This is a genomic window from Phytobacter sp. V69 (genome assembly GCF_965644215.1).
In the GTDB taxonomy this organism is placed as follows: domain Bacteria; phylum Pseudomonadota; class Gammaproteobacteria; order Enterobacterales; family Enterobacteriaceae; genus Phytobacter.
Window position 1 is genome coordinate 1 of the sequence record NZ_CBFFRL010000087.1, and the last position, 19258, is coordinate 19258.

The 19258-nt window shown below is 57.7% G+C and carries 12 protein-coding genes; 10 read left to right on the top strand and 2 right to left on the bottom strand.

What is annotated here, in order from left to right:
* Window positions 1-214 precede the first annotated feature (214 nt).
* Both ACSZPU_RS13765 and ACSZPU_RS13770 read left to right on the top strand, forming a co-directional pair.
* Window positions 215-3544 carry a diguanylate cyclase gene (locus ACSZPU_RS13765; protein WP_498999656.1) on the top strand — a complete coding sequence of 1110 codons (3330 nt, stop codon included), beginning with the start codon at window positions 215-217 and terminating at the stop codon, window positions 3542-3544.
* Between the two features lie 142 nt (window positions 3545-3686).
* Window positions 3687-4538, top strand: coding sequence for an EamA family transporter (locus ACSZPU_RS13770; RefSeq protein ID WP_498999658.1), 852 nt, complete (start codon window positions 3687-3689; stop codon window positions 4536-4538).
* A gap of 3 nt (window positions 4539-4541) precedes the next feature.
* Here ACSZPU_RS13770 and ACSZPU_RS13775 read toward each other — a convergent pair whose 3' ends face one another.
* Both ACSZPU_RS13775 and alkA read right to left on the bottom strand, forming a co-directional pair.
* On the bottom strand, window positions 4542-5039 hold the full coding sequence (locus ACSZPU_RS13775) for an Lrp/AsnC family transcriptional regulator (RefSeq protein ID WP_498999661.1): 498 nt from the start codon (window positions 5037-5039) through the stop codon (window positions 4542-4544).
* A 22-nt stretch (window positions 5040-5061) separates the two neighbouring features.
* A complete protein-coding gene (alkA, locus tag ACSZPU_RS13780) occupies window positions 5062-5907 on the bottom strand; it encodes a DNA-3-methyladenine glycosylase 2 (protein WP_498999663.1) in 846 nt (281 codons plus the stop codon).
* A 134-nt stretch (window positions 5908-6041) separates the two neighbouring features.
* On the opposite strand from alkA, the gene yegD reads away from it, so the two are divergent.
* From yegD to baeR, 8 genes are all read left to right on the top strand, one after another.
* On the top strand, window positions 6042-7394 hold the full coding sequence (yegD, locus tag ACSZPU_RS13785) for a molecular chaperone (protein WP_498999666.1): 1353 nt from the start codon (window positions 6042-6044) through the stop codon (window positions 7392-7394).
* A gap of 227 nt (window positions 7395-7621) precedes the next feature.
* Window positions 7622-7759 carry a hypothetical protein gene (locus ACSZPU_RS13790; RefSeq protein ID WP_498999669.1) on the top strand — a complete coding sequence of 46 codons (138 nt, stop codon included), beginning with the start codon at window positions 7622-7624 and terminating at the stop codon, window positions 7757-7759.
* A 213-nt stretch (window positions 7760-7972) separates the two neighbouring features.
* Window positions 7973-9226 (top strand): MdtA/MuxA family multidrug efflux RND transporter periplasmic adaptor subunit, encoded by a 1254-nt coding sequence (locus ACSZPU_RS13795; protein ID WP_498999671.1) that lies wholly within the window; start codon window positions 7973-7975, stop codon window positions 9224-9226.
* Window positions 9226-12348, top strand: a complete 3123-nt coding sequence (locus ACSZPU_RS13800; protein ID WP_498999674.1) for an MdtB/MuxB family multidrug efflux RND transporter permease subunit — start codon at window positions 9226-9228, stop codon at window positions 12346-12348. Before ACSZPU_RS13795 ends, ACSZPU_RS13800 begins: the two co-directional genes overlap by 1 nt.
* The gene (mdtC, locus tag ACSZPU_RS13805; protein ID WP_498999675.1) at window positions 12349-15426 is read left to right on the top strand and encodes a multidrug efflux RND transporter permease subunit MdtC; all 3078 of its coding nucleotides are present in this window, start codon (window positions 12349-12351) and stop codon (window positions 15424-15426) included.
* Window positions 15423-16838, top strand: a complete 1416-nt coding sequence (locus ACSZPU_RS13810) for an MFS transporter (RefSeq protein ID WP_498999677.1) — start codon at window positions 15423-15425, stop codon at window positions 16836-16838. The genes mdtC and ACSZPU_RS13810 overlap by 4 nt, the downstream gene beginning before the upstream one ends.
* The gene (baeS, locus tag ACSZPU_RS13815; protein WP_498999679.1) at window positions 16835-18340 is read left to right on the top strand and encodes an envelope stress sensor histidine kinase BaeS; all 1506 of its coding nucleotides are present in this window, start codon (window positions 16835-16837) and stop codon (window positions 18338-18340) included. Before ACSZPU_RS13810 ends, baeS begins: the two co-directional genes overlap by 4 nt.
* Entirely contained in the window at window positions 18337-19059 is a 723-nt protein-coding gene (gene baeR, locus ACSZPU_RS13820) for an envelope stress response regulator BaeR (protein WP_498999682.1), read from the top strand. The genes baeS and baeR overlap by 4 nt, the downstream gene beginning before the upstream one ends.
* Window positions 19060-19258 lie beyond the last annotated feature (199 nt).

Below are 19258 nucleotides of genomic sequence, written 5' to 3' on the forward strand. Positions count from 1 at the left end.
GGCCTCATTTCTCGCTGCCGTCCAGATCAGATGCATCGCTCTCTGGGCTAAAATCTTGTGACGACACTATCTAAGTAATTAATAACATTATGATGTCAAATTCTGAGCAGACGGCATAGGAATTGTAAATTGTTTGTACTAGCATAATCCGAACTCATAATTAACTCGTCCGGACGCCGTTCCTGACAACATAGGGTTAGCGGATTAAGCGGTAATGATGAAACAAAATCAGCGAGTCTTGATGGCCACCCCTAACCCTATACTGCGTCTGCTCAGTCTGGGGTTGTTGTCGTTCATCTTTTCGTTATTCTCGCTGGAACTGACCCGCTTCGGAACACTCCTCGCACCGCTGTGGTTTCCCACCGCCCTGATGATGGTGGCGTTTTATCGCCACGCCGGAAAAATGTGGCCGGGCATCGCGATCGTTTGTTCGGTGGGCAGTATTGCCGCGTCCGTGCTGCTGTTTTCGGCCAGTTCACTGAATCTTTGGTACACGGTCATCAATGTGATTGAGGCCGTGACCGGGGCCATACTGCTGCGCAAATTACTGCCCTGGTACAACCCGCTGCAGAATCTCAGCGACTGGATACGCCTGGCCATCGGTAGCGCCCTCATCCCTCCCCTGCTGGGCGGGATTTTGGTCTGCCTGCTGGTACACTCAGACAACCTCGTGCGTACTTTTCTGGTCTGGGTTCTTTCGGAAGCTATCGGCGCACTGGCGCTGATCCCGATTGGTATTCTCTTTAAGCCGCACTACCTGCTGCGCCACCGCAAGCCGCAACTGCTGTTAGAAACCCTGGCGACGCTGGCCGTTACCCTTGCGTTGAGCTGGCTGGCGATGAGCTATCTACCGTGGCCGTTTACCGCAGTGATCGTATTGCTAATGTGGAGCGCCATCCGCCTGCCAAGAATGGAAGCGTTCCTCGTTTTCCTGATTACCGTAATGATGGTGTCATTAATTATGGCGACCAATCCGCAGGCGGTAATCACTCCGAAAGAAGGGGCCATGCTTAACGCCCCCTGGCTGCCGTTTTTGATGATTCTTCTGCCCGCCAACGTTATGACGATGGTGATGTATGCCTTCCGGGCGGAGCGCAAACATATCAGCGAAAGTGAAGAGCGCTTTCGCAATGCGATGGAATACTCCGCTATCGGGATGGCGCTGGTCGGCACCCAGGGACAATGGCTACAGGCCAACAAAGCTCTGTGTAACTTTCTGGGTTATACCCAGGAGGAACTGCGGCTGATGACCTTCCAGCAGCTCACCTGGCCGGAAGATTTGAACAAAGACCTCGAACAGCTGGACCAGCTTGTTCGCGGTGAAATTAATACCTACTCGATGGAAAAGCGCTATTACACGCGCAGTGGTGACCTGGTCTGGGCGCTGCTGGCGGTGTCGGTGGTGCGTCACGCCGACGGTTCACCGCGGTACTTCATCGCCCAGGTTGAAGACATCAACGATCTGAAACAGACCGAGTGGGTCAATAAACGGTTGATGGAACGTATTACGCTGGCGAATGAAGCCGGAGGGATAGGTATCTGGGAGTGGGAGCTGGAGCCGGATATTATCAGTTGGGACAAACGCATGTTCGAACTGTATGAAGTGCCCTCGCACATTAAGCCGACCTGGCAGCTCTGGTATGAGCGTATTCTGCCAGAGGATCGGGAAGAGACTGAACGCATTATCCGCGACTCACTGATGTCGCGGATCGCATTTAAACTCGAGTTCCGTATCGCCGTAAAAGACGGTATTCGTCATATCCGTACGCTCGCCAACCGGGTGCTGAACCGCAATGGTGAGGTCGAACGCCTGCTTGGCGTGAATATGGACATGACCGAGGTGAAACAGCTTAACGAAGCGCTGTTCCAGGAAAAAGAGCGTCTGCATATCACCCTCGACTCCATCGGCGAAGCGGTACTCTGTACCGACGTCGATATGAACGTCACCTTTATGAACCCGGTCGCCGAGAAAATGAGCGGCTGGTCGCAGGCCCAGGCCATGTCGCAGCCGCTGCTGAACGTGCTGCGTATTACCTTTGGTGAGCACGGTCCGGCAATGGAAAATATCCACAGCGGGGATATGTCACGTTCAGCTATCGAACAGGACGTGGTGCTCCACTGCCGTACCGGCGGCACTTACGATATCCACTACAGCGTGACGCCGCTGAGCACTCTCGACGGGCAAAATATTGGCTCAGTGCTGGTTATCCAGGACGTGACCGAATCGCGCAAAATGCTGCGCCAGCTCAGCTACAGCGCCTCACACGATGCCCTGACCCATCTGGCGAACCGCGTTAATTTCGAAACCCATCTTAAGCGTCTGCTGAAAAGCGTGCAGGAGTTGCATCAGCGTCACGCACTGGTGTTTATCGATCTTGACCGCTTCAAAGCGGTGAACGATACCGCCGGGCATGCCGCCGGTGACGCCCTGCTGCGCGAGCTGTCTTCGCTGATGCTCAGCATGCTGCGCTCTACCGATATCCTCGCTCGCCTGGGTGGCGATGAGTTCGGCCTGCTGTTGCCGGACTGCAACGTCGAGAGCGCACGCTATATTTCCGGGCGCATCATTCAGGCGATCAACGACTACCACTTTATGTGGGAAGGCCGTATGCATCGTATCGGTGCCAGCGGCGGGATCACCATCATTGATGAAACTAACCACCAGGCGTCCGAAGTGATGTCGCAGGCAGATATCGCCTGCTATGCGTCGAAAAACAACGGCCGAGGACTGGTGACGGTTTATGAAGCACAGCAAGGGCAGATGCATCAGGAACGCAGCATGATGTCGCTGGATGAACAGTGGCGGATGATTAAAGACAATCACCTGATGATGATTGCCCGTGGCGTCGCTTCACCGCGCGTACCGGAAGCCTGCAATTTCTGGCTGCTCACGCTGCGTCTGTGGACCAGTGAAGGTGAAGTGATGGAAGAGCGTGCCTTCCGTGCCGGGTTGAATGAGCCGGAGTTGATTCGCGCCCTTGACCGTCGCGTCTTCCACGAATTTTTCCGCAATCACGCTACCGCCGTTGCGGCGAAAGGTCTGGGGGTAGCCCTGCCGCTCTCGGCCTCCGGGCTGTCGAGCAGCAAACTAGTGGATGAAGTGCTGGATCTGCTGGAGCACGGGCCGCTGCCGGGCCGCCTGCTGCATCTGATGATCAATGCCGATGCCCTGCTGTGTCAGAGCAAAGACATTGCCGATAACCTGAAAAAGCTGCGCCATGCGGGCTGTCGTATCATCCTGAGCCAGATTGGCCATGACCTGGAAATCTTCAACCACCTTGCGCCGCACACCGCATACTACATCCTGCTGGACCACGAACTGGTGACCAACGTGCACGGCAACCTGATGGATGAAATGATGGTGACCATTATTCAGGGTCACGCTCAGCGCCTGGGCCTTAAGAGCATCGCCGGACCGACAAACCAGCCGCTGATGATGGACACGCTCTCTGGCATCGGCATCGACCTGATCTTCGGTGACACCATTTCCCAGCCTCAGCCGCTGGATATGATGCTGAACACCAGCTATTTCGCCATTAACTGACCGCAAAAACCGAACGTGAAGAAATTGCTTATTTATCTGCGGATAAATAAGCATAAAACTCATTTTCACGCCGTTATAAAGCAAATTCTACCCGCGTCGCAACGTACAATTTCTGCCTGTTAAAGCGAATCAGTTAAGGCCTATGACCTCTCAACATCATCTCCCTTTTGGCGCGGCCTTTGCCGCCATGGTCTCCGTGCAGACCGGCGCCGCGTTTGCGAAAACCCTGTTTCCGGCAGTGGGTAGCGAAGGTGTCGCCGCCCTGCGTATCGGCCTGTCTGCCCTGATTCTGATGTGCGTGATGCGCCCCTGGCGGTTATGGAATAAAAAAACCGACTGGGTGGCGCTGGTGGCGTATGGGGTGATCCTCGCGGCGATGAATTTGCTGATCTATCGCGCTTTTGCCTATATCCCGGTCAGTATTGCGATTTCCATTGAGGTCCTTGGCCCGCTTACCGCGGCGTTACTGACGTCGCGCCAGGCATCCGATCTCTGCTGGGTGGGTTTGTCGGCGCTGGGCATGGTCTGCCTGGCTGCGGGAGACGTGGCGGGGCAAATGGATATTCGCGGCGTGGCTTACGCTCTGGCGGCGGCGATTTTCTGGGGGTTGTATGTCATTTTTGGCCGTCGCGTTTCCGGGGGCGGCAGCATGTCAGTTGCCACAGGGATGCTGGTAGCCGCCTGCATCGCCGTTCCCCTCGGCGTCAGCCAGGCGGGCTGCGCCCTGCTCTCTCCCACTATTTTACTGGTGGGACTGAGCGTGGCGGTCATGTCGAGCATGCTGCCGTTCCTGCTCGATATGTACGCCATGGGGCGCTTGCCCTCGAGAGTGTTTGGCGTGCTGATGAGTGGCTCTCCGGCGGTGAGCGCCATAGCCGGCTGGCTGGTGCTGCATGAACGCCTGACGCTGCTACAGTGCGCAGGCATTCTGTCGGTGATGGCCGCCTGCGCCGGCTGTGCGCTGTTCTCCCGCGCGCGTACCGCCGCCGCATAACCGTTATTCGTCGTCGGGCAGAAACAGGGGCAGATTAAGCCCCACTTTGACGCGGTCGAGCACAATCAGCGTGCGGTAGGTCAGGATGTCCTGATTATCAGCAAAATGCTTACGCACCAGCTGTTCAAAGTGGGGAATATCCCGGGCAATCATAATGATGATGAATGACACACCGCCGTTGACGAAATAGCACTGCTGGATCTCTTCAACATCGCGGTAATAGCGTTTAGCCCGGTCCATCACCACGCTGCGGTCTTCCACCAGCCGCGATTCAATCACCGCGGTCACCGGGTTGCCCACGGCGGCAGGATCAACCACCGCAATGTTCTTTTCAATCACGCCGCGCTCTTCAAGGCGGCTGATGCGCCGCTGCACTGACGGCGTAGACAGCCCCACTTTCTCGGCAATCGCCGACTGCGGCTGCTGATTATTACTCTGCAACATCGTCAGAATGGCCTGGTCGAAACGGTCCAGATCCCTGGCGGTTATTTTTTTCTTCATTTATCTGCCCACGACAGAGGGGTTATTGATCACGCAGTGGCTGCCAGCCATTGGTATACCAGATATGCAACAGCGCGTAGGAACGCCACGGCTGCCAGCGCTCAGCATAGCGGCGAATCTGCGCGGGCGTCATCCCGGCGAAACGCTGTTTGATCAAATAATCATCGGGCAGGAAGACATCTTTTGCCTGCCAGCCGCGCAGGGCGAAATAGTTCGCCGTCCAGCGCCCGATACCCGGAAAGGTTTGTAATGTTTTCATCCCCTTCTCGACATCATCCGGCATCGTCAGGGGAAAAGTGCCATCCAGCACCGATTGGGCAAGAAAAATCAGCGATTCGGCACGCTTTACCGGCATCCCTAGTGCTTTGAGCGCCAGCGGGTCTTCCTGCGCCAGTTGAGCCGGCCGCGGAAACAGAACGAATTCATCACCCAGCTTCTCGCCGCACAGGGCCGCCACCCGGGAGGTGAGCTTCGCGGCCATCGCCACGCTTACCAGTTGGCCCAGAATCGCGCGGATCGCCTGCTCAAACGGGTCCATGCAGCCCGGAAGGCGCAAACCGGGCCGCGCTTCCCCCACATCTCCCAGCGCGTCGGTAATGGCCTGTGGCGCACAGTCGAGGTCAAAGAGCTGATTCAGCCGCAGTAAGCAGGCATCAGCCACCGGCAGCAGGCCGTCGCTCAGCGTCACCTTAAGGGTCGAGGAGGCTTCGTCCGGCTCGGCGGTGATAATGCCGCGATGCTCACCAAGGGCAAACGAGCGGGTATACGTCGTCTCTGTGATCACTTCCACGCCAGAAATCGCACGCGCGCGTAAAAAACCCAGAATCCATGCCCAGTCATAGGGCGGCTGCCAGCGCAGTCTGTACATACTAGCTCCTGTCATTAATGGCTAAGAGCATATACGTATTCATGATTTTGCGCTTTGCTTTGATATTCCGGTTGTCCTGCTGCGCGCATTCGGCTAAAGTCGCCCCCCTTCTTCACTGGCATGGGGATAAACACGTGTTTGTAGGTTTTGATTACGGTACCGCCAACTGCTCGGTCGCCGTTATGCAGGAAGAGACTCCGCGACTTTTAAAAATGGAAAACGACAGCACCCTGCTGCCGTCAATGCTCTGCGCGCCAACGCGTGAAGCGGTCAGCGAATGGCTCTATCGTCACCATAATGTCCCGGCAACGGGTAGCGAAACCCAGGCGCTGCTGCGTCGTGCGGTCAGCTACAACCGCGAAGAAGATATCGATGTCCAGGCGGCAAGCGTACAGTTCGGCCTGAACTCACTGCGCCACTATGTGGAAGACCCGGAAGAGGTTTACTTCGTTAAATCACCGAAATCCTTCCTGGGTGCAAGTGGGCTGAAACCGCAGCAAATCGCCCTGTTCGAAGATCTGGTCTGCGCCATGATGCTACACATTCGCCAACAGGCGGAATCGCAGCTGCCGCAGGCTATCGACCAGGCGGTTATTGGCCGGCCGATTAACTTCCAGGGGCTGGGTGGCGATGAAGCCAACGCCCAGGCGCAGGGCATTCTTGAGCGTGCGGCAAAACGCGCCGGTTTTCGCGATGTGGTATTCCAGTATGAGCCGGTGGCTGCCGGGCTGGATTTTGAAGCCACACTCAAAGATGAAAAACGCGTGCTGGTGGTGGATATCGGCGGTGGGACAACCGACTGTTCATTGCTCCTGATGGGTCCACAGTGGCATAACCGTCAGGACCGTGAAACCAGCCTGCTGGGGCACAGTGGCTGCCGCGTGGGCGGTAACGATTTAGACATCGCACTGGCGTTTAAAAACCTGATGCCGCTGCTCGGCATGGGTGGGCAAACCGAGAAAGGTATCGCCCTGCCGATTCTGCCGTGGTGGAACGCTGTCGCGATTAACGACGTTCCGGCGCAGACCGATTTCTACAGCGCGGCAAACGGTCGTTTGCTCAACGATCTGTTGCGCGATGCCCGCGATGCAGACAAAGTTGCCCTGCTGCACAAAGTGTGGAAGCAGCGTTTGAGCTACCGCCTGGTGCGCAGCGCAGAAGAGAGCAAAATCGCCCTGTCCGAGCAGGTACAAACTCAGGCACAGCTGCCGTTTATCAGCACAGAACTGGCAACCGCTATCGATCAGGTCGGGTTGGAAGCGGCGCTGAACCAGCCGTTGCAGCGCATTCTGGAACAGGTGCAACTGGCGCTGGAAAACAGCGACACCACGCCGGAAGTGATTTACCTCACCGGGGGGAGCGCGCGTTCACCGATCATTAAGAAAGCTCTGGCCCAGGCGCTGCCGGGGATTCCGATTGCCGGTGGCGATGACTTCGGCTCGGTTACCGCAGGGCTTGCCCGTTGGGCGCAGGTGGTATTTCGTTAAGGGTTGTAACCAGATGCCCGCATAAATAGCGCTGTTTAATGCGGGCGTCACCGTGACGCGTTCGGGCAGAGACTCAGAATTAACACCGTTAATTACATTATTTATTGATTATTTTTTAACAATTGCGATAACCACAGATGCGTTCCAGTCACTGGAAATAATGTATTTTTCTGGCGATACCTGCGCCCTACACTTGCTGACTTCGGGCAATAAGAGGGAGACAACGAATGTCACGCACAGGAATGCAGGACGGGAGCGTTACCGCCATCACCATCCCCTTGTATGCCCGGTATATTCAGACCGAAAGCACCATTACGGGTGGCAAAGCCAACGGCAGGCTGGAATACACTACTACCTACCAGTAGCGGCACAACATTGTCAGCAATGCGACGTTCAGACACTCTCCCGGCCAGGCAATCTCTCCTGGTTTTTTTCACGCCTTACACCCCCTAACGCAAATCAATGTAACACTCAGACGTTTCCAGACAGTACTTCATATTATCTCCATTTTTCTGACGACTGCGCTCACTAAACTAGTATTATTTCAGGCAATGTTTCTGGATGAGATACGAATTACGATGAAAGGCAGAAAGTCTTCCCGGCTGGTGATAGCGGCATTAGTAGTGATTGCAGGTATTGCTGCTGTCTGGTACGGGTTCAGCCATAAGGAAACGACGCCTGCGGCTGGCGCAACAAACGGGCAATCACAGCGCCCGGGTGCGGGTAGTCCAGGCGGTGGTGGACGTCACGGTATGCGCGGCGGGGCGCTGCCGCCGGTGCAGGCGGCAACGGCAACCCAGGAAGCGGTGCCGCAGTATCTTACCGGGTTGGGTACGGTTACGGCCGCCAACACGGTTACGGTACGCAGCCGCGTCTCCGGGCAACTGCAGGCCATTCATTTTAAAGAAGGTCAGCAGGTGAAAGCCGGTGACCTGCTGGCAGAAATCGATCCCAGCGAATTCAAAGTCACCCTGGCACAGGCGCAGGGACAGTTAGCGAAAGATAAAGCGACCCTTGCCAACGCCCAGCGCGATCTCGCCCGCTACCAGCAACTGGTGAAAACCAGCCTCGTGTCTCGTCAGGATCTGGATACCCAACAGGCACTGGTCAGCGAAACACAGGGCACCATCAAAGCCGATGAAGCTTCTGTCGCCAGTGCGCAACTCCAGCTCGACTGGAGCCGTATCGTGGCCCCTATCGACGGGCGCGTCGGCCTTAAACAGGTGGATATTGGCAACCAAATCTCCAGCAGCGATACCACCGGCATTGTGGTGTTGACCCAGACGCACCCGATTGACCTGGTGTTCACCTTGCCAGAAAACGACATCGCCACCGTTATCAAAGCGCAAAAAGCCGGACAGACGCTGAGCGTCGAAGCCTGGGATCGTACCAACAAACAGAAACTGACCGCCGGTACGCTGCTCAGCCTCGATAACCAGATTGATTCCACCACCGGGACCATCAAGCTAAAAGCGCGCTTTGATAATCAGGACGACACTCTGTTCCCGAACCAGTTTGTCAATGCGCGCATGCTGGTCTCCACGCAGCAAAACGCGGTTGTTATCCCGACTGCCGCCCTGCAAATGGGTAACGAAGGCAACTTCGTCTGGGTATTGAACGATAAAAACCAGGTCAGCAAACACACGGTAACGCCGGGTATTCAGGACAGCCTGAAAGTGGTGATTGCCGCCGGGCTTTCCGCCGGTGACCGCGTAGTGACTGACGGGATCGATCGCCTGACCGAAGGGGCAACAGTCGAAGTGGTCGATGCCAAAAACGCTGACCAGATGCCTGCCAAACGTGAACGTCCGTCGAAAGGAGCGCAGTCCTGATGCAGTTGCTTCCGCCAGGCAGAACCGGCGGCCCTTCACGCCTGTTCATTATGCGTCCTGTCGCCACCACCCTTTTAATGGTGGCGATTTTGCTCGCCGGGATCATCGGCTACCGCTTCCTGCCCGTCTCAGCGCTGCCGGAAGTGGACTACCCCACCATTCAGGTTGTAACGCTCTATCCTGGCGCCAGCCCGGATGTGGTGACATCCGCCATTACCGCCCCACTGGAGCGCCAGTTTGGCCAGATGTCGGGCCTCAAGCAGATGTCATCGGAAAGCTCTGGTGGCGCATCGGTGGTGACATTGCAGTTCCAGTTGACGCTGCCGCTGGATGTCGCCGAGCAGGAAGTGCAGGCGGCCATGAACGCCGCCAATAGCCTGCTGCCCTCCGACCTGCCTAACCCGCCGGTTTACAGCAAAGTTAACCCAGCCGATCCGCCGATCATGACCCTAGCGGTGACCTCCTCCGCCATGCCGATGACGCAGGTGGAAGATATGGTCGAAACCCGCGTGGCGCAGAAAATCTCCCAGGTCTCGGGCGTCGGTCTGGTGACCCTTGCCGGGGGCCAGCGCCCTGCCGTACGCGTCAAACTCAATGCACAGGCGGTGGCGTCTCTCGGGCTGACCAGCGAAACCATCCGCACCGCCATTAGCAACGCGAACGTGAACTCCGCCAAAGGGAGCCTGGACGGCCCGACCCGCGCCGTCACTCTCTCCGCCAACGACCAGATGCAATCCGCCGAGGAATACCGTCGACTAATTGTCGCCTATCAGAACGGCGCACCCATTCGCCTGGGCGATATTGCGACGGTAGAACAAGGGGCGGAAAACAGCTGGCTTGGCGCATGGGCGAACAAGCAACAGGCGATTGTGATGAACGTCCAGCGTCAGCCGGGCGCGAACATTATCGATACCGCCGACAGTATCCGCGCGATGCTGCCGCAGTTAACCGACAGCCTGCCAAAATCGGTTGAGGTGAAAGTCCTGTCGGACCGTACCACCAACATCCGCGCGTCAGTCTCCGACACTCAGTACGAACTGATGCTGGCTATTGCGCTGGTGGTGATGATCATCTATCTGTTCCTGCGTAATATCCCGGCGACCATCATTCCGGGCGTCGCCGTACCGCTGTCGCTGGTGGGGACATTTGCGGTGATGGTGTTCCTCGATTTCTCCATCAATAACCTGACGCTGATGGCGCTCACTATCGCCACCGGGTTCGTGGTCGATGACGCCATCGTGGTCATTGAGAACATCTCGCGCTATATCGAAAAAGGCGAGAAACCGCTGGCCGCCGCGCTGAAAGGGGCCGGTGAGATCGGCTTTACCATCATCTCCCTGACCTTCTCGCTGATTGCCGTACTGATCCCGCTGCTGTTTATGGGTGATATCGTCGGGCGGCTGTTCCGCGAGTTTGCCGTCACCCTGGCGGTGGCGATTTTAATCTCGGCCATTGTCTCGCTAACCCTGACACCGATGATGTGCGCCCGCATGTTGAGCGCGGAATCGCTGCGTAAACAGAACCGGTTCTCCCGCGCCTCAGAGCGTTTTTTCGAACGCGTGATTGCCGCGTACGGTCGGCTGCTTGCCAAAGTGCTCAATCACCCGTGGCTGACCCTGAGCGTTGCCATCACCACCCTGCTGCTGTCGGTGTTGCTGTGGATTGTGATCCCGAAAGGCTTCTTCCCGGTGCAGGATAACGGCATCATCCAGGGCACGTTGCAGGCACCGCAGTCGGCGTCGTTTGCCAGCATGGCAGAGCGCCAGCGCCAGGTGTCCGACATCGTACTCAAAGACCCGGCGGTACAAAGCCTGACAACCTTTGTCGGCGTGGACGGCACCAACCCGGCGCTCAACAGTGCGCGACTGCAGATAAACCTTAAGCCGCTCAGCGAACGTGACGATCGCGTGCCGGTGGTCATTGAGCGTTTACAGCAGTCGGTCGCAAAAATTCCGGGTGCAGCGCTCTATCTGCAACCGACGCAGGATCTGACCATCGATACCACCGTTAGCCGCACGCAGTATCAGTTTACGTTGCAGGCAAATTCCCTGACAGCCCTGAGCGAATGGGTACCGCAGTTGATGGACAAACTGCAGGCCCTGCCGCAGCTTTCAGATGTCAGCAGTGACTGGCAGGATCAGGGGCTGGTGGCGTATGTGAATGTGGACAGGGACAGCGCCAGCCGTCTTGGTATCAGCATGACCGATGTGGACAACGCCCTGTACAACGCCTTTGGCCAGCGTCTGATTTCCACCATCTATACCCAGGCGAATCAGTATCGCGTGGTGCTGGAACACAACACCACGCAAACGCCGGGACTGGCCGCGCTGGATAATATCCGTCTTGCCAGCACCAGCGGTGGTACCGTGCCGCTGAATTCGATTGCCAAAGTCGAGCAGCGTTTCGCTCCGCTGTCGATCAACCACCTGGATCAGTTCCCCTCCACCACCATCTCTTTCAACGTGGCGGACGGTCACTCGCTGGGTGAAGCGGTGCAGTCGATTATCGACAGCGAGAAAACGCTGAACCTGCCAACCAGCATCACCACGCAATTCCAGGGCAGCACGCTGGCCTTCCAGGCAGCACTCGGCAGTACTATCTGGCTGGTGGTTGCCGCCGTGGTGGCGATGTATATCGTGCTGGGCGTGCTGTATGAGAGCTTCATTCACCCGGTCACCATTCTGTCTACGCTGCCCACGGCGGGGGTTGGTGCACTGCTGGCACTGCTGATTTCCGGCAGTGAGCTGGACGTTATCGCCATCATCGGCATCATCCTGCTTATCGGGATCGTGAAGAAAAACGCCATCATGATGATCGACTTCGCCCTCGCCGCCGAGCGTGAAGAGGGCATGTCGCCGCGTGATGCTATTTTCCAGGCCTGCCTGCTGCGTTTTCGCCCGATCCTGATGACCACCCTGGCAGCACTGCTGGGCGCGCTACCGCTGATGCTCAGTACCGGCGTCGGGGCCGAGCTTCGCCGTCCGCTGGGGATTGGCATGGTCGGCGGTCTGATGGTAAGCCAGGTGCTGACGCTGTTCACCACCCCGGTTATCTATCTGCTCTTTGACCGACTGGCGCTGTATCTGCGCAGCCGCTTCCCGCGTCATGAAGAGGAGGCGTAAGTGAAGTTTTTCGCCCTCTTCATTTACCGCCCGGTGGCGACGACTCTGATCGCCATCGCCATTACGCTCTACGGCATTCTGGGCTTCCGGCTATTGCCGGTGGCCCCGCTGCCGCAGGTTGATTTCCCGGTCATTATGATCAGCGCCTCGCTGCCTGGGGCGTCGCCGGAAACCATGGCTTCATCGGTTGCCACGCCGCTGGAGCGCTCACTCGGGCGCATTGCCGGGGTCAACGAAATGACCTCCTCCAGCTCGCTTGGCAGTACGCGTATCATCCTGGAATTCAACTTTAACCGTGATATCAACGGCGCGGCGCGCGATGTGCAGGCCGCGCTGAACGCCGCGCAAAGTCTGTTGCCAAGCGGTATGCCGAGCCGTCCGACCTATCGCAAAGCGAACCCGTCGGACGCACCGATTATGATCCTGACGCTGACCTCCGATACCTATTCGCAGGGTGAGCTGTATGACTTTGCCTCGACGCAACTGGCGCAGACCATCGCACAAATCGACGGCGTCGGGGATGTGGATATCGGCGGCAGTTCGCTGCCCGCCGTGCGCGTTGGCTTAAACCCGCAGGCGCTGTTTAACCAGGGCGTCTCACTCGATGCCGTGCGCACCGCCATTAGCGAGGCCAACGTTCGCCGCCCACAAGGGGCGATTGAAGATGGTACTCATCGCTGGCAGGTGCAAACCAATGACGCGCTGAAAACCGCCGCTGCCTACCAGCCGCTGATCATTCACTACAACAACGGTGCCGCCGTTCGTCTGAGCGACGTCGCGTCGGTGACCGACTCCGTTCAGGACATACGCAACGCCGGGATGACCAACGCCAAGCCGGCCATTTTGCTGATGATCCGCAAACTGCCGGAAGCCAACATCATCCAGACGGTTGACAGCATCCGCGCCCGCCTGCCAGAACTGCAAAAGACCATTCCGGCGGCGATAGACCTGCAAATAGCCCAGGACCGTTCACCGACTATCCGCGCCTCACTGGAGGAAGTTGAGCAGACGCTGGTTATCTCGGTCGCGCTGGTTATCCTCGTGGTCTTCCTGTTCCTGCGTTCGGGCCGGGCGACGCTGATCCCCGCCGTGGCGGTTCCGGTGTCGCTGATTGGCACCTTCGCCGCCATGTACCTGTGCGGGTTTAGCCTCAACAACCTCTCGCTGATGGCGTTAACCATCGCCACCGGTTTCGTGGTCGATGATGCCATCGTGGTACTGGAGAACATTTCCCGCCACCTGGAAGCAGGAATGAAGCCGCTGCAGGCGGCATTGCAGGGGACGCGGGAAGTGGGCTTTACGGTGCTGTCCATGAGCCTGTCGCTGGTGGCAGTGTTTCTGCCGCTGCTGCTGATGGAAGGGCTGCCGGGGCGACTGCTGCGCGAATTTGCCGTCACGCTGTCGGTAGCCATCGGCATTTCGCTGGCGATTTCGCTTACCCTGACGCCGATGATGTGCGGCCTGTTGCTGCATAGCCGCAAATCCACTGCCGCCACGCGCAACAAAGGCATCGGTCGCTTGCTTGTCGGGTTGCAGCGTGCGTATGCCAAATCGCTGAAATGGGTGTTAAACCATGCGCGCCTGGTCGGGCTGGTGCTGGTAGCCACCATTGCGCTGAATATCTGGATGTACATCAGCATCCCGAAAACCTTCTTCCCGGAGCAGGACACCGGCGTGCTGATGGGCGGCATTCAGGCGGATCAGAGCATCTCGTTCCAGGCGATGCGCATCAAGCTGCAGGACTTTATGAAGATTATCCGCGACGATCCCGCCGTGGATAACGTCACCGGTTTTACCGGCGGTTCGCGGGTTAACAGCGGCATGATGTTTATTACCCTTAAGGCGCGCAATGTGCGCAATGAAACCGCCCAACAGGTGATTGACCGCCTGAGAACGAAACTGGCAAAAGAGCCCGGCGCCAGCCTGTTTTTGGTGGCAGTCCAGGATATCCGCGTCGGGGGACGTCAGGCCAACGCCAGCTACCAGTACACGCTGCTTTCCGACGACCTGAGCGCCCTGCGCGAGTGGGAGCCGAAGATTCGTAAAGCCCTCGCCTCCCTGCCGGAGCTGGCGGACGTTAACTCCGACCAGCAGGACAACGGCGCGGAAATGAACCTGACGTACGATCGCGAAAGCATGTCGCGTCTGGGGATAAGTGTCGAAGAAGCCAACAGCCTGCTGAATAACGCCTTCGGTCAGCGGCAGATTTCCACCATCTACCAGCCGCTTAACCAGTACAAAGTGGTGATGGAAGTCGACCGACGCTATACCCAGGACATCAGCGCGCTGGATAAGATGTTTGTGATTAATAGCGAAGATAAACCGATCCCGCTATCGTATTTTGCCCATTGGCAACCGGCTAACGCCCCGCTGTCGGTCAACCATCAGGGGCTGTCGGCGGCATCCACCATCTCGTTCAACCTGCCAACGGGGATGTCGCTGTCCGAAGCGACTGATGCGATTAACCGCACCATGACCCAACTGGGCGTGCCGTCGACGGTACGCGGCAGTTTCGCCGGTACCGCGCAGGTGTTCCAGCAAACCATGAACTCGCAGGTGATCCTGATTATCGCGGCGATCGCGACGGTCTATATCGTGCTGGGGATCCTCTATGAAAGCTACGTGCACCCGCTGACGATCCTCTCCACCCTGCCCTCTGCGGGCGTCGGGGCGCTGCTGGCGCTGGAGCTGTTTGGCGCGCCATTCAGTCTGATTGCATTAATTGGTATTATGTTGTTGATAGGCATAGTGAAAAAGAATGCCATCATGATGGTGGATTTTGCTCTTGAAGCCCAACGGAAGGGTAATCTGAGCGCGGAAGAGGCCATTTTCCAGGCCTGTCTGCTGCGTTTCAGGCCCATAATGATGACCACGCTGGCGGCACTGTTTGGCGCACTTCCGCTGGTGATTTCGGGTGGCGACGGTTCCGAACTGCGCCAGCCGCTGGGGATAACCATTGTTGGCGGTCTGGTCATGAGTCAGTTACTGACGCTGTATACCACTCCGGTGGTGTACCTGTTCTTTGACCGCCTGCGACTCCGATTTGCCCGTAAAAGCAGAGAGCCACTAAGAGAGTGACAGAACTACCCAAAAATGTGCGTTGGCAATTGTGGATCGTGGCATTCGGCTTCTTTATGCAGTCGCTCGACACTACCATTGTCAACACCGCCCTGCCCTCCATGGCACGAAGTCTGGGAGAAAGCCCACTGCATATGCATATGGTGGTGGTCTCCTACGTCCTGACCGTCGCGGTTATGCTGCCGGCCAGCGGCTGGCTGGCGGACCGCGTCGGCGTGCGCAATATCTTTTTTACCGCCATCATTCTCTTTACCCTGGGCTCGCTGTTTTGCGCCCAGGCCAACACCCTCAATGAGCTGGTGATGGCCCGCGTGTTGCAAGGCGTTGGCGGCGCGATGATGGTGCCCGTGGGCAGGCTAACGGTAATGAAAATAGTCCCCCGCGATCAGTATATGGCAGCGATGACCTTCGTGACCCTGCCCGGCCAGGTGGGGCCGCTGCTTGGTCCGGCGCTGGGCGGAATTCTGGTAGAGTACGCGTCGTGGCACTGGATTTTCCTGATTAACCTGCCGGTCGGCATCATAGGGGCGATAGCGACCCTGTGGCTCATGCCGAACTACACCCTACAAACCCGCCGTTTTGATATCTTCGGCTTTGTGCTGCTGGCCGCGGGCATGGCGACGCTCACGCTGGCGCTCGACGGGCAAAAAGGGCTGGGGATTTCACCGCAGCTACTCGGCCTGCTGGTGGCGGGCGGCGTACTGGCGATTGTGCTTTATCTGCTGCACGCCAAAGGCAACGCCGGAGCGCTGTTTAACCTGCGCCTGCTCCGTACGCCGTCCTTCTCCCTTGGCCTGTTTGGCAGTTTCGCCGGTCGCGTGGGGAGCGGAATGCTGCCCTTTATGACGCCGGTTTTTTTGCAGATTGGCCTCGGTTTTTCGCCGTTCCACGCCGGGCTGATGATGATTCCGATGGTTATCGGCAGCATGGGCATGAAGCGGATTGTGGTCCAGGTGGTTAACCGCTTTGGCTATCGTCATGCGCTGGTCTGTTCGACGCTCGGTCTTGCCTGCATAAGTCTGCTGTTTATGGGGATCGCGCTGGCGGGCTGGTACTATCTGCTGCCCTTTGTGCTGTTCGCCCAGGGGATGATTAACTCCATGCGTTTTTCATCCATGAACACCCTGACGTTAAAAGACCTGCCCGATGAGCTGGCAAGCGGCGGTAACAGCCTGCTGTCGATGATCATGCAGCTATCGATGAGTATCGGCGTGACTGTCGCGGGTTTGCTGCTGGGACTGTTTGGCCAGCACCAGCTATCCACCGACAGCGGCGTTGCGCACCAGGTCTTCCTTTACACCTACCTGTGCATGGCATTCATTATTGCCCTGCCTGCTTTTATCTTTGCCCGAGTCCCGAATGATGTCAGTCAGAACGTGGTCATTTCCCGGCGCAACAGGAGTCAATCATGAAAATCTGGCGACCCGGTATCACCGCGAAGCTCTTTCTGGCTATCTTCGCCACCTGTATCGTGCTGCTTATCAGCATGCACTGGGCGGTGCGCGTTAGCTTTGAACGCGGGTTTATCGACTACATTAAACGCGGCAACGAACAGCGCCTGCAACTGCTGAGCGACGCACTGAGCGAACAGTACGCCCAACACGGGGACTGGGGTTTTTTACGCAACAATGACCGCTTTATCTTCCAGATCCTGCGCTCCTTCGAGCGTGACAATGAGCGTAACGATAATGACCGTGACGAAGGTCCTGGCGGCCCAGGGCCCGGACCTGACCATGACGACGAGCGCGATCATGAGCCACCGCCGGGGCCACCGGGCCCACCGCCTGAGCCGGGCAACGGCATGCCGCCACACGGCTGGCGCACACAGTTTTGGGTGACGGATGCCGCCGCAGATGTGCTGGTTGGCCCGCGCGGCCCGGTGCCACCGGACGGCACCCGTCGGGCGATTACGGTGAACGGCCAGGCCGTCGGCTGGGTGATTGCCTCGCCGGTGGAGCGCTTAACGCGCAATACCGATATTAACTTTGACCGCCAGCAGCGGCGCACAAGCTGGCTGATTGTCGCCCTCTCTACCCTGCTGGCAGCACTGGCAACCTTCCCGCTGGCCCGCGGCCTGCTCGCGCCGGTTAAGCGACTGGTCGATGGGACGCACAAGCTGGCAGCGGGGGATTTTTCCACCCGCGTTAACCCCGGCAGCCAGGATGAAATCGGCAAGCTGGCGCAGGATTTTAACCAGCTCGCCAGTACGCTGGAGAAAAACCAGCAGATGCGCCGTGACTTTATGGCGGATATCTCCCACGAGTTACGTACGCCGCTGGCGGTGCTGCGTGGCGAACTGGAAGCCATTCAGGATGGGGTTCGGCAGTTTACGCCGGAATCGGTGGCCTCATTGCAGGCAGAAGTCGGCACGTTAACCAAGCTGGTGGACGATTTGCACCAGTTGTCCATGTCGGATGAAGGCGCGCTGGCTTACCAGAAACGACCGGTGGATGTGGTCTCCTTACTGGAAGTGGCCGCCGGAGCGTTTCGTGAACGTTACGCCAGCCGCAACCTGACCATCGACATGAAGTTGCCGGATCGCGCCGTGGTCTTTGGTGACCCGGATCGCCTGATGCAACTCTTCAACAACCTGCTGGAAAACAGCCTGCGCTACACCGATAGCGACGGCGGCATGCATATTTCTGCCACGCCGGAGGGCAACAAGCTGATCCTCGATTTTGCCGACAGCGCGCCAGGGGTCAGCGATCTGCAGTTAGGAAAACTATTCGAACGCTTTTATCGCACCGAAGGTTCGCGCAATCGCGCCAGCGGCGGCTCCGGCTTAGGTCTGGCAATCTGCCTGAACATTGTCGAAGCCCATGGCGGCAAGGTTCGCGCCGGGCATTCGCCTTTTGGTGGGGTTAGCATTAAAGTTGAATTACCGCTGGAACGGGACATAGCGAGAAACGTATGACTGAATTACCCATTGATGAAAACACCCCACGCATTTTAATCGTGGAAGACGAGCCGAAGCTGGGCCAGCTGCTGGTGGATTACCTGCGTGCGGCAAGCTACGCGCCAACGCTAATCAACCATGGCGATCAGGTTATGTCGTATGTGCGCCAGACGCCGCCTGACATGATCCTGTTGGATCTGATGCTCCCTGGTACTGACGGGCTGACGCTGTGCCGTGAAATCCGTCGCTTTTCCAATATTCCCGTCATTATGGTGACGGCGAAAATCGAAGAGATTGATCGCCTGCTGGGACTGGAAATCGGCGCTGACGACTATATCTGCAAACCCTACAGCCCGCGTGAAGTGGTGGCGAGGGTGAAAACCATCCTGCGCCGCTGTAAACCGCAGCGTGAACTGCAGGCACTGGATGCGGAAAGCCCGCTCATCGTCGATGAAGGTCGCTTCCAGGCAAGCTGGCGCAACAAGCTGCTGGATTTAACCCCGGCGGAATTTCGTCTGCTGAAAACCCTCTCCAGCGAACCGGGGAAAGTGTTTTCACGCGAACAGCTGCTCAATAACCTGTATGACGACTACCGCGTGGTGACCGACCGCACGATTGACAGTCATATCAAAAACCTGCGCCGTAAGCTGGAGTCGCTGGATGAAGAGCAATCCTTCATCCGCGCCGTCTATGGCGTAGGTTATCGCTGGGAAGCGGATGCCTGCCGGCTGGCATGATCTTCATCCGCTGTCTGCTGGCGTTTCATTTATCGCCCCCGGGAATTATGCATCCATTCCCGTGGGCGGTTGCGCATCTCTACCACCGACTTCTTCATGCAGGAAGCATGCTGACGATCATGAGCGGCGGATTCAACTCCGAAGTGCAACGCTAAGCCGCCAATCTTAGCTCTGCAAACACCACAGACGGTTGCCTGAA